Raw genomic sequence first — 19,671 nt, forward strand, 5'->3', positions numbered from 1 at the left:
CTGTTTTTTATATCTAATCTGTAAACTTAGAATTTTTCAACTTCATTTAGTTGGCTAAAGAATGACATCAAATTACTAGCAACTGCCCTTGAAGGGCGGGGATTTTCTTCCATCAGCCAATTACAAACAATATTGAAGTAACCACCGATAATCAATTGACCAATATCTCTCTGAAGTTCATTTTTGTTTTCACGAGAAGTGATATGTAACGTGTTATAGATTTGATCAGTAGATTTATTAAAACTTAAGAGAAGAAGATGAAATTTTTGATTAAAAATAAGCAAACGTAAGTCTTCTCTGTGTTTTAGAAAAAAGTCTAGACTAGTGACAATTCTATCTTCCAAAGTTTCGTTTGTTGGAGTTTCCTTCTTCAAAGCAACATATCTAGCAATAAAGTAATCAAAGTAATCTTTTAAAATAGCATCTTTATTGTCAAAATAGCGATAAAAAGTGCGTCGTGAAAGTTCAGCTTCTTCAAGAAGATCACCAACAGTGATAGCATCAAAGTTTTTTTGAGTCAGCAACTTAAACATTGCAGCAATCACTCGGTCCTTAGTTTGTCGAATATGTCTCTCTTTCCTAGGCATGAAACCTCCTATATACCTTATTAATTTTTTGATATTAGTTAAGACTCAGCAGTTTCTATTTTTACTTCAGAATTATCTGTTGAGAAAAATATTTTTCTATTATAACATGTTTTGTGAGAAAATGAACATTTTTTGCTTGAGAAAATATTGCTCGTTTTAGAAACATAATATGTTGATATTTACAGGTTCATACTTACTTCCAAAGTAAGATTATTATCTGTTTTTCTCGATTTTTAAAGAGAAGTTTTGTTGAAATATTTGTCAATGTAGAGCATCTTGAGGATGATTGAAGTCATTTCTTCAGGGCTTTCCTGGGCACCATTCATTACCCAAAAAGAAATGAGGCTTTCAATACTTGCTAGATAGACCTCAATAGCGTACCTATAAGGGACCCCATAGTGATTTGAAATCGTATTTTTGGAGTCGGGGATATTAAGAAGAATGCGATAGGTAAAATCTTTGATTGTCTGAGGGAGATTGACATAACTTGATTGAGAAATTGCAAAGATAAAATCAAAGTCATTTTTGAGATAGGTTAAGGTCTCTATAAGAACTTTTTCAGTGTTGGTGTTAATAGCAGTATCATTTAAAATACACGACAGATTATCTAAAGTTTCATTTTTAAATTGATCCATCATGTCATACTTATCTTTGTAATGAAGATAGAATGTCCCGCGATTGATTCCAGCTGTCTTGGTCAAATCTGAGATGGTAATATCTTCAAATTTCTTTTGAGTTAAGAGTTTAGTCAGTGCTGTTTTGATATAAGCTTTTGTTTCAGTGTTACGTTTTTTTGCCATAATCCCTCGATTGCTATGGATCCTCATATTACAAATTAAATCAACATAATGTTCATTTTTGTACTTGTTAAATCAACACGATGATTATATAATAGGCTCTGAAAATTTGCAACACAATTTTATAATAGAGACAAAGAAAACTATTTTCATGAATACTGTCTCTGTTGATGTCTAAATTGTGTTTTAGATGGAGATATATTATGGCATATATAGAAGTTAAACATTCTTCTAAGCGTTATCAGATGGGTGACACTGTAATTTCTGCAAACGAAGATGTTAATTTTGAAATTGAAAAAGGAGAGCTGGTCATTATTCTAGGTTCTTCAGGTGCTGGCAAATCTACTCTCCTTAATATTTTAGGAGGAATGGATACTAACGATGAAGGTCAAGTTATCATTGACGGGGTAGACATTGCCCAGTTCAGTTCTCATCAACGAACCAACTATCGCCGAGATGATGTGGGCTTTGTTTTCCAGTTTTATAATCTTGTTGCTAATTTGACAGCCAAGGAAAATGTTGAACTGGCCTCAGAGATTGTTAAAGACGCCATGGATCCGGTTGAAATTTTGACTGAGGTTGGTTTGGCACAGCGTATCAATAATTTTCCAGCTCAGCTTTCGGGTGGTGAACAACAACGTGTGTCAATAGCGCGTGCGGTGGCAAAAAATCCTAAAATCCTGCTCTGCGATGAGCCAACAGGAGCCCTAGACTATAATACTGGTAAACAAGTGTTGCAAATCTTGCAGGACATGTCTCGTAATCAGGGGGCTACGGTTATCATCGTAACACATAATTCGGCGCTTGCACCAATAGCTGATCGGGTTATTCATATGCGTGATGCTACAGTTAAATCTGTCAAACTCAATCCTAATCCGCAAGATATTGCGACCTTAGAATACTAGGAGGGAGTTATGGCAAAGAAAGTTTATTGGAAAGATGTCCGACAGGCAGTCAGTTCTTCAAAGGGCCGTTTTTTGTCCATTTTTAGTCTCATGGCTATTGGAGCTCTTGCTTTGGTTGGACTTAAAGTAACATCGCCTAACATGGAAAGGACAGCTCAAACTTATATTGATCGCTATCAGACCATGGATTTGGCTGTTATGGCAGACTACGGTTTGAGTAAAGAGGATGGCACTGAACTCAAAGGTATCAAGGATGCTCAGGTTGAGTTTGGTTATCTTTCAGACGTCACAATCAAGAAGACAGACAAGGCTGTCCGTCTTTTCTCAGAAAGTGATAAAATTTCTCAGTATCAAGTCGTGTCTGGAAAACTCCCTAGTCAGGCTGATCAAATCGCCCTATCAAGTGAAATGTCATCTAACTACAAGATTGGAGATAAGATTTCTTTCACCCAGGCAGAAGGCGGTGCTCTCAAGAAAACTGAATTCAAAATTACTGGTTTTGTCAATTCCTCAGAAATTTGGGACATGAGCACAATGGGTAATGCTACGGTTGGTTATGGAGAAGTAACTGGGTACGGGGTCGTCAGCAAAGATGCCTTTGACTCAGATGTTTACATGATTGCCCGATTGCGCTATGATGACCTTAAAAATTTGAATTATTACGATAAGGTTTATAAGGAAAAAATAGCAGAGCATCAAAAAAATCTTGACGCCCTTTTGGCTGATAATGGAAATCAACGATTAGAGTCTCTGAAAGCTGACAACCAGAAAGAAATTGATAAAGGTCGGGCTGAAATTGCTGAGTCAGAAAAGAAATTGACGGATGGCGCGGCACAAATTAAGGACGCTGAAAATCAAACTAACAGTGGTCAAGCTGAACTAGATTCTGCACAAAGGGAAATAGCAAGTAATGAGGCGAACTTAAATCAGTCATCTAGTCAACTAGCTCAGGGTGAAAATGAATTAGCAGCAACCCAAGCAAGTTTGGCAGCAAGTAAGTCTCAACTGGATGCAGCAAAGGCAGAACTAGATGCTAACAAGGCTCAAATGGATGCCTCACAAGAAGAACTTAACACTCTCTGGGCTAACCTAGAAAATTCTCGTCTTCAACTGGAAAGTAAAAATGCGGAACTTGAACTTTCAAAGGCTGCATTGGACACAAGTAAAGCTGATTTAGATGCCTTAGCAGCGAAAATCATGTCTGGTGATGCAGAATATGCTCAGTTGCAAGCCACTCTCCAAGAGAAGAAAGACGCTTTAGCAACAGAAGAAGAACAAGAGGTACCTTCAGATAGTACAATACAAGATCTGGAAACCCAGTTAGCTCAGAAAGAATTTGAATTAGCTGCTTTGAGAAGTGAATACAATACTGATTTTAATCAGTATAATGATGATTTTTCAGCTTATCAAACTAATTCTGCAGCCTATGAGGCTATCAATTCTCAATATCAGGAAGGACTTGCTACTTATAATTCAAATAAAGCGGCTCTTGACGCGGGACAGGCTCAATATGAAGCAGGTTTAGCTGAATATCAGTCAGGTTTAGCGGCCTATGAGTCTGGAATGGCTCAATACCAAGCAGGTCTAGCTAGATTAGAAGCTTCAAAAACGCGATTTAGAGATGGTTTAGCAAAAATTGCAAGTGCTAAGTCAAGTATTTCTAGTAATCAAGCTGACATTAATCAGGCTCTAGAACAGTTAGATAGCTCAAAAGCTGACTATGCTAGTCAAAAAGCTGAAGCAGAGACAAAAATTGCCCAAGCCAAGGCAGACCTTGACAAGGCCCAAAAAGAAATAGATGATTTGGAAGAGCCGATCTATACTAGCTATAACCGTTCAAGTTTTCCAGGTGGTGATGGTTACACCACTTATGAGAATGCGACAAGCAGTATCTCCGCAGTAGGGAACATTTTCCCCGTTGTCCTTTACCTTGTTGCAGCTATGGTAACTTTTACAACAATGACACGCTTTGTCGATGAGGAACGTAGCAACGCCGGTATTTTTAAAGCCCTTGGCTACACTAATGGTCAGATTATCGCCAAGTTTGTCATTTACGGCTTTGTAGCCAGTATGCTAGGAACGTTGACAGGAATTATTGCTGGAAATCTGATTATCTCACCAATGATTGGCAGTATTATCACAGATGGAATGGTCATTGGTTCAGCCAAAACCTATTTCTATCCATCATGGACACTACTTGCCCTTGCTTTAGGACTTATATCTGCTGTCCTGCCTGCTTATTTGGTGGCTAGACGTGAATTAATTGAGAAACCTGCCCAGCTCCTACAAGCTAAACCACCTGTTTCAGGTTCAAAAATTATGTTGGAGCGTCTTACCTTTATTTGGAAACGCCTATCCTTTACCCATAAGGTAACAGCCCGTAACATTTTCCGTTACAAACAGCGCATGCTTATGACTATCTTTGGTGTAGCAGGCTCAGCGGCCCTCCTTTTTGCAGGGTTGGGAATCCAATCATCCATTTCAGGAGTGGCCGATAGTCAATTTGGTGACATCCTTAAATACGATATGATTGTTGCGGAAAATAGCAAAGCTACTGAAGAGGAAAAAGAAGAATTGACAGACTTGCTAGCTTCTAAGCAGGTTGCAAGTAGCCTTCCTGTTTCTTATCTTAATCTGACAGAGGATATTCCAAAAGTAAGCCAAGAACAAACAATCTCTCTCATTGTTAGCGACAGCTCTGACCTATCAGACTTTATTCAATTGCGCCAGCGCACAAGTAAGGAAGCTCTTAATCTGACGGACAGCGGAGCCATTATCACTGAAAAATTAGCCAAACTCTATAAGGTCAAGGCAGGAGACAGTATCAAGCTGACTATCAATGATAGAAAGGTGACTGTTAAGGTTGATGGAATCGCAGAAATGTATGCTGGACACTTCGTCTATATGACTTCAGCCTACTTTGAAAAAGTTACCAGTGACAAGTACGAGTCAAATGCCTATTTGGTTAGCATGAAAGATAAGTCGACTAAGAAGATTCAGGCTTTGGCTGCTGATTTCATGAGTCTAAAAGCAGTAGCTGCGGTTGTCCAAAATACTTCCTTGGTTAAGCTTATTCGTACAGTTGCCAATTCTCTGCAATCCATTATGATTATCCTTATTGTTTTATCAGTCATGTTGGGTATTGTCATTCTTTATAATTTGACTAATATCAATGTTGCTGAGCGGATTCGTGAATTGTCAACTATTAAAGTTCTAGGCTTCCATAACAAGGAAGTAACGCTCTATATCTACCGTGAAACCATTGCCTTATCACTTATTGGTATGATAGTTGGTCTTCTTGGTGGCTATGGACTTCATCAGCTTCTGCTTAACATGATTGGTTCTGACAATATCATGTTCAACCCAAGTGTTGAAGCCTATGTTTATATCGCACCAATTCTTGCCATCACTGGTATCCTGACAGTCCTTGGTTTCTTTGTCAATCACAGACTTCGTCATGTTGATATGCTTGAAGCCCTTAAAAGTGTTGAATAGGAATAGATTAAACTCGTCCAAAGGCGAGTTTTTTAGTGTATTTTTGGGCCTGCTTAATACTTTTCGAAAATCAAAATAATATGGCGCCACGGGTAACATGCTTCGTACATTAATTTCAGTTTAAGGAAATCTCAGCTTCTATTTTAAAAAAAGGAATTGTCCCAATCTAACTATAATATTTATTCAGGATTAGATGGATTCAGAGAATAATATTTTTGACTAAGAAAACGCTGCAAATCCCTTGACAAAGGGATTTCGGGGGGGGGGTATAATTGTGGTAGAAATGCGGAGGGATTACCATGACAGAATTATTTTTAAGCCAAGTTCTAAAATTTGATGAGACTATTTTGCCAAAAGTCAAAATTAGATTTCATGTATGGGAAAATAGTATTGATTATACCAAGTCTTACTATCTATCGGATAAGGAACAAGTTAATAACTGGAATATTTTTTATAATCCTGAAGGAAAAAATTATTTTCGTGTAGGAGAAATAGTTGTTAATTTTATCAAGATTGGTTATGATAAATGGTTATTGACTACAGTAAAAGAAGTAACCAAAAAATTAGATGTTAATTCAGGAAAAAGTTATGAGGGTACTGAGCTAAGAGAGTTTTCTCCTTATTTTGATAGACTAATTATCAAATTTAAACCAGGAATAAGCACAGTTCGATACTTTGAACGCTCGGCTGATAAAATAGAAGTAACAGAGTTACTTGCTGAACCTTTTACAGATGATGCCTTTCCTGGATATGATAATATTCGATTATCCTATCTTCAACTTGAAAGTATTTTTAGATTAGAAAAACGAGATTGGTTAACAGCCCTCAGTAATCAAAAAGCAGTTTACCTAATTACTGACACAAAAACTGGTAAACTCTATGTAGGTTCAGCTACTAGTAACAACGGTATGTTACTATCTCGTTGGGCTGATTATACAAAAAATGGCCATGGCGGAAATAAAGAACTCCGTGCTTTGATAAAAGAAAATAGTTTTGATTATGTCAAGGAAAATTTTCAATACGCTGTACTAGAAAACTATAATGCAAAAGTTGATGATCACTTTGTTTTGTCACGAGAATCATGGTGGAAGGAAGCGTTACAAACTAGAAAGTTTGGTTATAATGATAATTAAAACAAGGAGAGGGAATGGAAGATTGGGAAAAACGGAATTTTTTAGATAGACAGAATCAAGAAATTAGTCGTCAGAATGACTTATTAGAGGAAAAGAATCGCTTAGCAAAGGAACAAAATGAAGCGTTGAGACAATCAAACCTTGATGCTAAGTGGAGAGAAGAACAGTATCGCCGTGAGCAAAGAGAAATAGAAGATATAAAACGTATCGAGCGTTTTGAAAAAGACATGGATGACCGTATCTACAAACTTAAGTTAGATATTGCTAAAACGAAAGATGAAACGATAAGATATGCATTACAAGGGATTTTAGATGAAGAAATCCAAAAACGCAATAAATACTATCAAGAGAGAGAAGCACATCAACTCGAAAAAAGAAGACAAGTTCGACGCTATAAAACTATTTCTCTTATAAAAAATATTATTTTCACAGTGCTTGGCCTGACAATTTTATTCGCCATTTTAACTGTCTATTTATCTTCAAGTAACAATGATTCTGCTAGAGAGTCATTTGGAACTAAATTAGCTATGTCTGGTACAGTTAAAAAAGATATAGATGAAGATAGCAATCTAAGTACTTCGGTTAGTAGCAAGACAAACAAGGAAGTTCGTCATTCAATTAAACAGGAAAATGAAAAATCCAGCAGTTTGGTAAGCGAGAGGTTACAAGTTGATGTAACTGCTGATGATATAAGTATAAGAGAATCCGCAAGTTTAAGTGCAAAAGTTGTAGGAGTTTGTCCAAAAGGAGTTTATACTATTGTTGAAACGACATCTGGTGATGGCTATACATGGGGAAGACTGAAATCAGGGAAAGGGTGGATAGCCTTGGATAGCACAGAAAAAATGAATAGTGAATCTATAACGGAAGGTAGCGATACAAGTGCTGAATGGGAGAGACCTTATCACAATTATTACGTAGCTTCGTCATCTTCCACATTGATGATGGCTGGATTTAAATTGGAGTCTAATGGAAAAGTAACACTATACAGGTCTGGTGCAGAGATACTGTTGGCAAACTCTGGAAATCCAGTTGAAGGAAGATATACAATCGAATCTTATAACTCAACTGAACAAGTCACTTCCTTTGAAATTACACAAAGAACAATAGTTAATGGGGATATCCCAAATACGAAGAAGATATTACCTAATGTTATTATTCGAATTTATGTCTCCGCTGAAGAACTCCAAAAAGCTGGAGAATCAGTTTCAGAGGAACATAATTTAATCTATTATGGTTATTATAGTTATCTCGGTCAACATATTTTAACTGATGGAAATTCATCAGCTACACCACAGGTATTCTTCCAGGTTGGTGAGTAAGATAACTGTTTTACAAAAAGTGCCAAATAAGAATCTACTTGGCACTTTTTTCTGTCCATTTTTCTGAAAAACTTAGTGATTTTTGGTATAATTGTATTACTATACAGAAATGAACTTGGGCTCGGGTCCATGCAAAGAGAAGACTTTTTGCATTGACCCTTTAGCCCATAGTCTCTTATGGAAAGGAGTACTTGGTGCCAGATTATTTATCGGTCACTTCTTTGACCAAGTATCTTAAATTGAAATTTGACCGTGATCCTTATTTGGAGCGGGTCTATTTGACTGGTCAGGTCTCCAATTTTAGGAAGCGTCCTAGCCACCAGTATTTCTCACTCAAGGACGAAAAAGCCGTTATTCAGGCTACCATGTGGGCTGGTGTTTACAAAAAGTTAGGTTTTGAGCTAGAAGAAGGCATGAAAATTAATGTCATTGGCCGTGTTCAGCTCTATGAACCAAGCGGATCTTATTCGATTGTCATTGAAAAAGCAGAGCCGGACGGTATTGGTGCTCTTGCCCTCCAGTTTGAGCAACTCAAGAAAAAGTTAGCAGAAGCTGGCTATTTTGATGACCGTCATAAGCAGCCCCTGCCCCAATTTGCTAAAAAAATCGGGGTTATCACCAGTCCCAGCGGGGCGGTTATTCGTGATATTATCACAACTGTCAGTCGCCGGTTTCCTGGGATAGAAATTCTCCTCTTTCCGACTAAGGTGCAGGGGGAAGGCAGTGCTCAGGAAGTCGCTGCTAACATAGCAGCTGCCAACCAGCGCGGAGACCTAGACTTGCTCATTGTTGGGCGTGGTGGAGGTTCCATCGAGGACCTCTGGGCCTTTAATGAAGAAATTGTGGTTCAGGCTATTTTCGAGAGCCGTCTCCCAGTCATTTCCAGCGTTGGACATGAAACGGATACGACCTTGGCTGATTTTGTGGCCGATCGCAGAGCAGCAACGCCAACAGCAGCAGCTGAATTAGCAACCCCTGTAACCAAGGTGGACATTGTTGCCTGGATTGCAGAGCGACAAAGTCGTGCCTACCAAGCTTTGCAACGCACTATCAGCTATAGACAGGAAAGGCTGGACAAGCTCCGCTCATCTGTCATCTTCAGACAACCTGAAAGACTTTATGACGGCTATGTTCAGAAATTAGACCGCTTGACCACAAGTATGGTGACGAGATTGGAGAGCCAATTATCAGGAGCCAAACAAGCTCAAGCTCTCCTAAATCAGCGCTTATGGGCGGTGGATTTAAAAGCTAAGATTGGTCATTATCAAGAGCGCTTGGCAGTGCAGGAACGCCTGCTCAAGTCCAATATGACCAGTCAATACGACAGTAAGGTGTCCAGATTTGAAAAGGCTCAAGATGCGCTTTTGTCTCTTGATACCAGTCGTATTATCAAACGGGGCTATGCTATGGTCCAAAAAAATGACAAAGTGGTGGCCAGCACTAAGGATATAGAAAAAGGCGATAAAATCAGTGTGTTTATGCGCGATGGTCGCCTAGAAGTTGAGGTAAATGATGTCAGACAAGAAAACATTTGAGGAAAATCTCCAGGATTTGGAGGCTATTGTAGCTAAATTGGAAAATGGCGATGTGGCTTTGGAAGATGCCATTGCTGAATTCCAAAAAGGCATGTTGCTATCTAAAGATTTGCAAAAGACCCTTCAAGAAGCTGAACAGACCTTGGTTAAGGTGATGCAGGCCGATGGCAGTGAAAAAGAGATGGATGCCTAATGGATAAACTAGTAGGAATTGATGAGGCCATCCGTCGTTATTATAGTCAGAAGGCTGTTTCAGAGAATTTAATTCAAGCTATCTTGTATTCTGTAGATGCAGGCGGTAAGAGGATTCGTCCCCTTATCTTACTCGAAATTCTAGAGGGATTTGGACTCCAATTGACAGATGCCCATTTCGACGTAGCTGCGGCCTTGGAGATGATTCACACAGGTAGCCTTATTCACGATGATTTACCGGCTATGGATAATGATGATTATCGCCGTGGGCGTTTGACCAATCATAAAAAATTCAATGAGGCAACAGCTATTTTAGCTGGGGATTCCCTTTTTTTGGATCCTTATGGACTTATTGCCGAAGCAGACTTGTCGGCAACTATTAAGCTGGATTTGGTACGTGAGCTTTCTTATGCTTCTGGTACTTTTGGCATGGTTGGCGGACAGCTTTTGGATATGGAAGGTGAAGAGCATCAGCTGACCCTAGCTGAACTTGAGCTCATTCATGCTAACAAAACAGGTAAGCTTTTGGCTTTTCCTTTTGTAGCGGCTGGAATCATAGCAGAGCTGGAAGTAGACCAGATTGCTGCCTTAGGTAAGGCAGGTCAATTAGTTGGTTTAGCTTTCCAAGTGCGAGATGACATTCTAGATGTGACTGCGACCTTTGAGGAAATTGGCAAGACGCCACAGAAGGATTTGTTAGCTGAGAAGTCAACTTATCCAAGTCTTCTAGGTTTAGAAAAATCTTATGAAATCTTAGAGGATTCTCTTAATCAAGCGCAGGCCATTTTCCAAAAACTTCAAGAAAATCAAGGATTTGATCCTCAAAGAATTAATCAAGTCATAGAAAGGTTACGACTCAATGGCTAAGGAACGTGTGGATGTTTTAGCATATAAGCAAGGTCTGTTTGAAACGCGTGAGCAGGCTAAACGTGGTGTTATGGCGGGGCTGGTGGTCAATGTTATCAATGGTCAACGTTATGATAAGCCAGGCGAGAAAATTGCTGATGATACCGAGCTCAAACTAAAGGGTGAAAAGCTCAAGTATGTCAGCCGAGGCGGATTGAAACTTGAAAAAGCCTTGAAAGTCTTCGAGCTTTCAGTAGACGGTCTGACTACCATTGACATTGGTGCTTCAACAGGTGGTTTTACAGACGTTATGCTGCAAAACGGTGCTAAACTGGTTTATGCCGTTGATGTTGGTACCAATCAGCTGGTTTGGAAGCTTCGTCAGGATGAGCGCGTGCGTTCTATGGAACAGTATAATTTTCGTTATGCTCAAGCCGAGGATTTTACGGAAGGTCTGCCTGCATTTGCTAGCATTGATGTTAGCTTTATTTCCCTAAACCTGATTTTGCCCGCGCTAGCTGATATTTTGCTGGATGGTGGTCAGGTTGTGGCTCTTGTTAAACCTCAATTTGAAGCAGGGCGTGAGCAAATTGGCAAGAATGGTATTGTTCGTGATAAAGCCGTACATGAAAAAGTTTTAGAAAAAGTGACAGATTTCGCAGTGGATTTCGGATTTACAGTTAAGGGACTTGATTTTTCACCTATTCAAGGGGGACATGGAAATATTGAGTTTTTGATGTTATTAGAGAAATCTGATTTTCCAGAAAATCAAGTAGAGTCACAAATTGAAGAGATTACAGAAAAAGCACATAAGGAATTTAAGAAGAATGAAGAAGAATGAACGTTTAGCACTTATCAAAATGCTAGTCTTGGAAAATGAAATATCAACACAGCATGACTTGTTGAAAATGTTGGAAGCAGAAGGTTTAACCCTTACTCAGGCTACTATTTCTAGAGACATGAACGAAATCGGTATTGTCAAAGTACCATCTCCTTCAGGACGTTATGTTTATGGCATCAAAAAAGAAACAAAGAAAGTTTCAACTCAGCCTAGACCGATTAAAAGTACTGTTTTGGCTATTTCTGAACCAGTTGTTGGTTTGGAAAATATGCTCCACTTGGATGTCATTCCTGGGAATACGCGTCTCATTAAAAAATTCATTATTGAAGATTTTAAAGATGATATTTTTAGTGTCATCTCAGATGATGACAGTCTCTTGGTAGTAACTAAGACAGCTGAGGGAGCCGAGGCTGTTCGAAATGAAGTTGAAAAGTGGATGACTATCAAAAATTAAGAAGAGGTAGCTATGCTATTAGAAATTTCCATAAAAAACTTTGCCATTATTGAGGAAATTTCCCTCACATTTGACAATGGTATGACTGTTTTAACCGGTGAGACTGGTGCAGGGAAATCGATTATTATTGATGCCATGAATCTCATGTTAGGAGCTCGATCTAGTGTCGAAGTTATACGACATGGTGCTCAGAAAGCTGAGATTGAAGGCTTTTTCTCGATTGAAAAGGATAATGCTGCGCTTAAAGCGATTTTAGAAGACAATGGTATTCTTGCTTCAGATGAGTTGATTATTCGCAGAGAAATTCTTCAAAATGGAAGAAGTGTCAGTCGTATCAATGGTCATATGGTAAATCTAGCGACATTACGGTCAGTAGGGCAATTTCTTGTTGATATTCATGGGCAACATGATCAGGAAGAGCTAATGAAACCCAATAGACATATCAATATGTTGGATGCTTTTGGCAACGAAACTTTCTGGGAAGTTAAAAAGCAGTACCAAGATTGCTTTGACCAGTATCGCAGTTTAAGAAAACGTGTTCTAGATAAGCAGAAAAATGAGCTTGAACATAAGTCACGTATCGAGATGTTGGAATTTCAAATAGCAGAAATTGAATCTGTTGCTTTGAAATCAGGTGAGGACAAGGAACTTCAGCTACAACGTGAAAAATTGCTCAATCATAAACAGATTGCTGATACCTTAACGAATGCCTATGTCATGTTGGATAATGATGATTTTTCTAGTTTATCAAATATTCGTTCGGCAATGAATGACCTGCTAACGCTTGAGGATTTTGATCCAGAATACAAGGAAATGTCCACAAGCCTATCAGAGTCATATTATGTTCTGGAAGAAGTCACGAAACGTTTAGGTGATGTGATTGATGATTTAGATTTTGATGGAGCTTTATTGCAGCAAATTGAAGCTAGATTGGATGTCATAAACAGTATCACTCGTAAATATGGAGGCAGTGTTGATGATGTCCTAGATTACTTTGATAATATCAGTAAAGAATACGGTCTTTTGACTGGAAATGAAGAATCAACTGATGATATGGAAAAAGAGTTAAAACTCTTAGAAAAAGAGCTGGTTCTAGCGGCAACTAATCTCAGTCAGGGTCGTCATGAATTGGCAAAGATTTTAGAAACTGATATCAAGCAAGAGTTGTCAGACCTCTATATGGAAAAAGCAGACTTCCAAGTTCACTTTGAAAAGAGCAAATTCAATCGTGAAGGAAATGAGGCTGTTACCTTTAATATCTCAACTAACCCTGGAGAAGGATTTAAACCATTGGTCAAAGTTGCATCTGGCGGAGAGTTGTCACGTCTAATGCTAGCAATAAAATCAGCTTTTTCACGCAGAGAAGATAAGACTAGTATTGTTTTTGACGAAGTGGATACCGGAGTTTCGGGTAGAGTCGCGCAAGCAATTGCCCAAAAAATTTATAAAATCGGAAGCCATGGTCAAGTATTGGCAATCTCCCATTTGCCTCAAGTTATTGCAATTGCTGATTATCAATTTTTTATTGAAAAGAGAAGCAGTGAAACTTCAACAGTTTCGACAGTTCGATTGCTTACTGATGAAGAGAGAATTGAAGAAATTGCCAAGATGTTGGCGGGTTCAGATGTGACTAATACTGCAAGGCAACAAGCAAAAGAACTATTATCTGGTTTGAAATCTTAAGACATACTTTTCTTATATGGATTGGAATAAAATCTAAGTTTTAAAAATTAGATTTACTCCAATCTTTTTTTGTAAGAAAAAGTTCGTGTTCTACTTGCTGAAATTCAATTCATTACCCAATTTTATATATTTTTATGAACAAAAAGTCAATTTGTCGTAAAAAAGTCAATTATTTTATCGTGTCACCTTTAAAATATGATAGAATAGTTACTAAAGAAAATCCATATTTCTGAATAAAAATCTTGGCAGGGTATTTTTTGTGAATCAACCGCTGAAGCCAAATAAATAAAAAATATAAAGGAGAACTTGTAGAACTAAAAAGACGATGCTTATGATTTATATAAAAAGACTTAATAATTACTTGTCACGTTATCGCTTTGATCCAAAAAAATTTAAACTGGGTTTTCGAACGCTAAAAACTGGTTTAGCTGTATTTACTGTCCTGTTACTCTTTCACTTTTTTGGTTGGCAAGGAACTCAAATTGGTACATTGACAGCAGTTTTCAGTCTACGAGAAGACTTTGATAAAACAGTTCATTTTGGTATTTCTCGTGTAATTGGTAACAGTGTTGGTGGCTTTTTATCGCTTGTTTTTTTCTTGCTCAATCAATTTTTTGGATATGAATTTTGGGTAACTCTCATTTTTGTCCCAATTTTTACCATGTTGGGTATTATGATTAATGTAGCTATTGATAATAAGGCTGGAATTATTGGAGGGACATCAGCTCTGCTAATCATCACGCTGTCCATTCCGTCTCATGAAACAATTGTTTATGTCTTTGCAAGAATCTTTGAAACGTTTTGCGGTGTCTTTATTGCTACCTTAATAAATACTGATGTTGATAAGATAAGGAAGAAAATACACAGTCGATTGTAAAAAATTTAAAATGATGTCAGAAAATCTAACATTATCTATTGACAAGGTTATTTTTTCAGACTATAATATGAAAGTGAAAGGAGGGAGTCATGAAAGAAAAAGAACTCAGACGTTCAATGGCTGTATTTCCGATTGGTACAGTAATGAAGTTGACGGATTTAACCGCTCGTCAGATTCGCTACTACGAAGATCAGGGATTAATCCAACCAGAAAGGACGGAAGGCAATCGCCGTATGTATTCACTAAATGACATGGATAGATTATTGGAAATCAAGGATTTTCTCAATGAAGGTCTAAACATTGCAGCTATAAAACGTGAATATGCGGATAGACAAGAAAAAGCTGTTCAGAAACAAAAGGCTTTGACTGATGCTGATGTTCGTCGAATCTTACAAGATGAACTCCGTAATCAAGGACGTTTTGCAAGTCCTACCCCATTTAGTAATTGGCGTGTTTAATACACTATTGACACCTCTCTATTTGGAAATCTCCAAATAGAGACGAAAATATCATATTCTTTTAGGTAAGAAGGAGACCTAACCATATGGCAATCACAGCAGCTGACATTCGTCGCGAAGTTAAAGAAAAAAATGTCACATTCCTACGTTTGATGTTCACTGATATTCTTGGTGTTATGAAAAACGTTGAAATTCCTGCAACAGATGAACAGGTTGAAAAAGTTTTATCAAACAAAGCTATGTTTGATGGCTCTTCAATTGAAGGTTTCGTTCGTATCAACGAATCTGATATGTATCTCTATCCAGACTTAGACACTTGGACAGTATTCCCTTGGGGTGATGAAAACGGTGCGGTCGCCGGTTTGATTTGTGATATTTATACTTCAGCTGGTGAACCTTTTGCAGGTGATCCTCGAGGTAATTTGAAAAAAGCACTTCGCCATATGGAGAAAGCTGGTTTTAAATCTTTCAACTTAGGACCAGAACCAGAATTCTTCTTGTTGAAAATGGATGAGCTTGGAAATCCAACTCTTGAAGTAAATGACCACGGTGGTTATTTCGACCTTGCACCAACAGACTTAGCAGATAATACACGTCGTGAAATTGTGAATGTTTTGACTCAAATGGGATTTGAAGTTGAAGCCAGTCACCATGAAGTAGCGGTTGGTCAGCATGAAATTGACTTTAAGTATGCGGATGTTTTGAAAGCTTGTGATAATATCCAAATCTTCAAACTTGTTGTTAAGACAATTGCACGTAAGCATGGACTTTATGCAACTTTCATGGCAAAACCTAAGTACGGCATCGCCGGTTCAGGTATGCACTGTAATATGTCTCTATTTGATGAAAATGGTAATGCTTTCTTTGATCCTAATGATCCAAGAGGTATGCAATTGTCAGAGATTGCTTACTATTTCTTAGGTGGTTTGATGAAACATGCGTATAGCTACACTGCTATCATGAATCCAACTGTTAACTCTTATAAACGTTTGGTTCCTGGTTTTGAAGCACCAGTTTATATCGCTTGGGCTGGTAGCAACCGTTCGCCATTGATTCGCGTTCCAGCTTCACGTGGTATGGGGACTCGTTTGGAACTCCGTTCAGTCGATCCAACTGCAAATCCCTACCTTGCCCTCACTGTTCTTCTCGAATCTGGACTTGATGGTATTGAGAATAAAATCGAAGCACCAGCACCAGTTGAATCTAACATCTATGTTATGACTGCTGCTGAGCGTAAAGAGGCTGGTATTATTGACCTTCCATCGACACTTCACAATGCTCTTAAAGCACTAGAAGAAGACGATGTGGTTAAAGCTGCACTTGGTGAACATATCACAACAAACTTCCTTGAAGCTAAACGTATTGAATGGGCGTCTTATGCCACATTCGTCTCACAATGGGAAGTAGATAGCTACCTCCATCTTTACTAAAAATAGGTATTTAAGGTAAAATATTGTTCTTTTAAAGATTATTATTGCTGATAAATTAAAAATTAAGGAGCTATTTGGCTCCTTTTTGTTTGGACTTTTTGGACAATTTGAGGCTATTAAACAATTTTTTCAAAGAAGTAAGCCTCATTTTTAAATTTTTGGTATAATAACAGTTAGAATAAAAATGAAGCTATCTATCTTATGATAATTCTTCAAAATCATATCAGCAGACCTTAGCCCTTGTGGATGTGTTTATTATCTGTATATTATAGGTAGTAAAACATCTGGGAGTAGGCAGGCTATCTGTCAAGTAAACTATTTGAAAAAGTAGTTATTTTTGTGAGGTCTTAGTGCATTTATGTTAAGTGACCCATGAAAATGATATGTCGCTGAGTTTAATGCTTTTTATATAATAATTGATTTTGTTGAATAATAGCGATTTTTTTAGATACTAGATATTATCAAGAATAGGAAAGAAAATGAGTAAAATTAAAATTGTAACAGACTCTTCATTAACAATCGAGCCTGAACTAGTTGAAAAATATGATATTACAGTCGTGCCATTGACTGTTATGGTTGATGGAGAACTTTACTCTGATAATGATTTAAAAGAAGAGGGCAAATTCCTGAATATGATGCGTAATAGTAAGGAATTACCTAAAACAAGTCAGCCACCTGTTGGTGTATTTGCTGAAGTGTATGAGAACCTAGTTAAAGAGGGTGCAGAACACATCGTATCAATCCATATTACTCATACCTTGTCAGGAACTGTGGAAGCTGCGCGTCAAGGTGCCAATATTGCTAATGCACCTGTTACTATTATTGATTCAACCTTTACGGACCAATGTCAGAAGTTTCAAGTCGTTCAAGCTGCTAAATTAGCACAAGAAGGTGGAGATTTAGAAGCAGTTCTGGCTCGTGTTGAGGAAGTTCGTCAAAAATCAGAATTGTTTATCGGGGTATCAACACTTGAAAATCTGGTAAAAGGTGGCCGTATTGGTCGTGTGACTGGATTACTCAGTTCCCTACTTAATATTCGTGTTGTGATGGAACTGAAAGATCATATCTTAAATCCTGTTATTAAAGGTCGTGGAGCAAAGACATTTAATAAATGGCTTGATAGCTTTATTGAGCACGCTAAAGAAAGAAAAGTAGCAGAAATTGGTATTTCTTATTGCGGTAGTATTGATATGGCCAATGGTTTTAAAGAAAAATTAGAAGTGCTCGGCGCACCGATTGCTGTTCTTGAAACTGGTTCAATCATTCAAACCCACACAGGAGAAGATGCCTTTGCTGTGATGGTACGCTATGAATAAAAAAGGATTTTTAGCTGGGCTTACTTTCTTTCTAGTAAGCCTTTTGCTGTTTGTATCAATTTTGAATGCTGTTATCCCAAAGTCAAATACAGAGTTGACAAAACAAGATTTTTTATCGCAAAAACAAGTTAAGTTTTCCTATATTGCAATTGGTGATTCTTTAACTGAAGGAGTGGGAGATACCACTGATCAGGGAGGATTTATTCCACTTTTATCTCAAGAACTGACAAGTACATATCAATATAAGGTTGAATATAGTAATTATGGCGTTTCGGGTAATACGAGCAAACAAATTTTGAAGCGCATGAAAACAGAGTCGGAGATTGAGCAGGATTTAAAGAAGGCTGATTTAATGACTTTAACTGTTGGTGGTAATGATGTAATGGCTGTCATTAGAAAAAATTTGACCAAGCTTGAGGTTTCAAGTTTTGTAAAACCTGCCAGTGAATATCAAAGTCGATTAAGACAAATCATTAATTTAGCACGAAAAGAAAATGCTAATCTTCCTATTTATGTTTTGGGAATCTATAATCCTTTTTATCTAAATTTTCCCGAAATGACTGAAATGCAGGGAATTATTGATAATTGGAATAAAGCGACTGAAGCTATTGTTAAAGAGTATGACAACGTTTATTTTGTACCGATCAATGATTTAATTTACAAAGGAATTGAAGGAGAGGAATCTGAGGAGCAGGCATCAAGTAGTCAAACTACGGTTATTAATGACGCCTTATTTACAGGTGACCACTTTCATCCAAATAATGTAGGTTATCAAATCATGGCAAATGCTGTAATGGAGGAAATCAGTGAAACAAAAGACAAGTGGAAAAAAGATTAATGGCTGGAAGTGGCTTTGTCTGCTGATTATTGCCTTAAATATCGCCTTTGTAGGTGTGATTACTAGTAGATTGGTTCAAGTAAGGGAACCTGAGACGAAAAAAATTGTTGAAACAACAAAAAAGAGTGTCAAAATTGGGACCTTTACAACTACTAAAGAGCAGTTGAATGATACTGTTGTTACATACCTGAAACCATATCAAAAAAAAGGTATGACCTACAAACTTTATGCAGCTTCAACACAAATTCTATTTGAGGGAACCTATACTTTATTGGGATATGAAATTCCGTTATATGTGTATTTCCAGCCAAATCGTTTAGAAAATGGTGCTGTGCAATTAGAAGTCACTTCCTTTTCAGTTGGGACCTTACCTCTTCCTGAGGAGCAGGTCCTGAAATACATTAAATCAAGTTACAATTTGCCTGAGATTATTCAAGTTGAGCCAAAAGAGTCTGCAATTACCATCAATGTACAAGAATTGGATAATAGTGAGGGCGTATACTTAGAGGCTACTTCGCTCAATCTTGTTAATGATAATATCAGCTTTGATATTTATAAGAAAACCAATAAATAGGCGTTAAATACTTGACCTAATGCCCTTTTTTCGATATGATAATACATGTTAAAGCGTTATCGCTTAAAAAATATTGGAGGATTTGTTAAATGGCTAACAAACAAGATTTGATTGCAAAAGTTGCTGAAGCAACTGAATTGACTAAGAAAGACTCAGCAGCTGCTGTTGATGCTGTATTTGCAGCTATCGAAGGCTTCCTTGCTGAAGGAGATAAAGTACAATTGATCGGTTTTGGTAACTTTGAAGTTCGTGAACGTGCAGCTCGTAAAGGTCGCAACCCACAAACTGGTGAAGAAATTGAAATTGCAGCTTCAAAAGTTCCAGCATTCAAAGCTGGTAAAGCTCTTAAAGACGCTGTAAAATAATTCAGCTCTAAAAAGCCTATTGT

Annotated in this window: 19 protein-coding genes; 17 read left to right on the plus strand and 2 right to left on the minus strand. The window is 37.7% G+C overall.

Annotated elements, in window-relative coordinates; genetic code table 11:
- Positions 1-26: 26 nt before the first annotated feature.
- A complete protein-coding gene (locus F601_RS0110195) occupies positions 27-587 on the minus strand; it encodes a TetR/AcrR family transcriptional regulator (protein ID WP_018165583.1) in 561 nt (186 codons plus the stop codon).
- A gap of 233 nt (positions 588-820) precedes the next feature.
- Positions 821-1,387, minus strand: a complete 567-nt coding sequence (locus F601_RS0110200) for a TetR/AcrR family transcriptional regulator (protein ID WP_018165584.1) — start codon at positions 1,385-1,387, stop codon at positions 821-823.
- A gap of 200 nt (positions 1,388-1,587) precedes the next feature.
- Here F601_RS0110200 and F601_RS0110205 point away from each other — a divergent pair, with 200 nt between their 5' ends.
- The 17 genes from F601_RS0110205 to F601_RS0110285 all read left to right on the plus strand — a co-directional run bounded on the left by F601_RS0110205 (position 1,588) and on the right by F601_RS0110285 (position 19,648).
- A complete protein-coding gene (locus F601_RS0110205; protein WP_018165585.1) occupies positions 1,588-2,289 on the plus strand; it encodes an ABC transporter ATP-binding protein in 702 nt (233 codons plus the stop codon).
- Positions 2,290-2,298: 9 nt separating this feature from the next.
- Positions 2,299-5,784 carry an FtsX-like permease family protein gene (locus F601_RS0110210; RefSeq protein ID WP_018165586.1) on the plus strand — a complete coding sequence of 1,162 codons (3,486 nt, stop codon included), beginning with the start codon at positions 2,299-2,301 and terminating at the stop codon, positions 5,782-5,784.
- 299 nt (positions 5,785-6,083) lie between these two features.
- Positions 6,084-6,917, plus strand: a complete 834-nt coding sequence (locus F601_RS0110215; protein WP_018165587.1) for a GIY-YIG nuclease family protein — start codon at positions 6,084-6,086, stop codon at positions 6,915-6,917.
- Between the two features lie 14 nt (positions 6,918-6,931).
- Complete coding sequence (locus F601_RS0110220; protein WP_018165588.1) at positions 6,932-8,239, plus strand: hypothetical protein; 1,308 nt, start codon at positions 6,932-6,934, stop codon at positions 8,237-8,239.
- 194 nt (positions 8,240-8,433) lie between these two features.
- Positions 8,434-9,774 carry an exodeoxyribonuclease VII large subunit gene (gene xseA, locus F601_RS0110225; protein WP_018165589.1) on the plus strand — a complete coding sequence of 447 codons (1,341 nt, stop codon included), beginning with the start codon at positions 8,434-8,436 and terminating at the stop codon, positions 9,772-9,774.
- Positions 9,752-9,967 (plus strand): exodeoxyribonuclease VII small subunit, encoded by a 216-nt coding sequence (locus F601_RS0110230; RefSeq protein ID WP_018165590.1) that lies wholly within the window; start codon positions 9,752-9,754, stop codon positions 9,965-9,967. The genes xseA and F601_RS0110230 overlap by 23 nt, the downstream gene beginning before the upstream one ends.
- Positions 9,967-10,833 carry a polyprenyl synthetase family protein gene (locus F601_RS0110235; RefSeq protein WP_018165591.1) on the plus strand — a complete coding sequence of 289 codons (867 nt, stop codon included), beginning with the start codon at positions 9,967-9,969 and terminating at the stop codon, positions 10,831-10,833. The genes F601_RS0110230 and F601_RS0110235 overlap by 1 nt, the downstream gene beginning before the upstream one ends.
- Positions 10,826-11,653, plus strand: a complete 828-nt coding sequence (locus tag F601_RS0110240; RefSeq protein WP_018165592.1) for a TlyA family RNA methyltransferase — start codon at positions 10,826-10,828, stop codon at positions 11,651-11,653. Before F601_RS0110235 ends, F601_RS0110240 begins: the two co-directional genes overlap by 8 nt.
- Positions 11,640-12,107: an arginine repressor gene (locus tag F601_RS0110245; protein WP_018165593.1), complete on the plus strand. Its 468-nt coding sequence runs from the start codon at positions 11,640-11,642 to the stop codon at positions 12,105-12,107. The genes F601_RS0110240 and F601_RS0110245 overlap by 14 nt, the downstream gene beginning before the upstream one ends.
- 12 nt (positions 12,108-12,119) lie before the next feature.
- The gene (gene recN, locus F601_RS0110250) at positions 12,120-13,790 is read left to right on the plus strand and encodes a DNA repair protein RecN (RefSeq protein WP_018165594.1); all 1,671 of its coding nucleotides are present in this window, start codon (positions 12,120-12,122) and stop codon (positions 13,788-13,790) included.
- A 331-nt stretch (positions 13,791-14,121) separates the two neighbouring features.
- Positions 14,122-14,667: an FUSC family protein gene (locus F601_RS0110255; protein ID WP_155979167.1), complete on the plus strand. Its 546-nt coding sequence runs from the start codon at positions 14,122-14,124 to the stop codon at positions 14,665-14,667.
- 89 nt (positions 14,668-14,756) lie between these two features.
- Entirely contained in the window at positions 14,757-15,125 is a 369-nt protein-coding gene (locus F601_RS0110260; protein ID WP_018165596.1) for a MerR family transcriptional regulator, read from the plus strand.
- Positions 15,126-15,211: 86 nt separating this feature from the next.
- A complete protein-coding gene (gene glnA / locus F601_RS0110265) occupies positions 15,212-16,555 on the plus strand; it encodes a type I glutamate--ammonia ligase (RefSeq protein WP_018165597.1) in 1,344 nt (447 codons plus the stop codon).
- A 479-nt stretch (positions 16,556-17,034) separates the two neighbouring features.
- Complete coding sequence (locus F601_RS0110270) at positions 17,035-17,871, plus strand: DegV family protein (RefSeq protein WP_018165598.1); 837 nt, start codon at positions 17,035-17,037, stop codon at positions 17,869-17,871.
- Positions 17,864-18,709: an SGNH/GDSL hydrolase family protein gene (locus F601_RS0110275; protein ID WP_018165599.1), complete on the plus strand. Its 846-nt coding sequence runs from the start codon at positions 17,864-17,866 to the stop codon at positions 18,707-18,709. Before F601_RS0110270 ends, F601_RS0110275 begins: the two co-directional genes overlap by 8 nt.
- Positions 18,678-19,283 (plus strand): YpmS family protein, encoded by a 606-nt coding sequence (locus tag F601_RS0110280; protein ID WP_018165600.1) that lies wholly within the window; start codon positions 18,678-18,680, stop codon positions 19,281-19,283. The genes F601_RS0110275 and F601_RS0110280 overlap by 32 nt, the downstream gene beginning before the upstream one ends.
- A gap of 89 nt (positions 19,284-19,372) precedes the next feature.
- A complete protein-coding gene (locus F601_RS0110285; protein ID WP_018165601.1) occupies positions 19,373-19,648 on the plus strand; it encodes an HU family DNA-binding protein in 276 nt (91 codons plus the stop codon).
- Positions 19,649-19,671: the final 23 nt, after the last annotated feature.

This window comes from Streptococcus henryi DSM 19005 (assembly GCF_000376985.1).
Lineage (GTDB): Bacteria > Bacillota > Bacilli > Lactobacillales > Streptococcaceae > Streptococcus > Streptococcus henryi.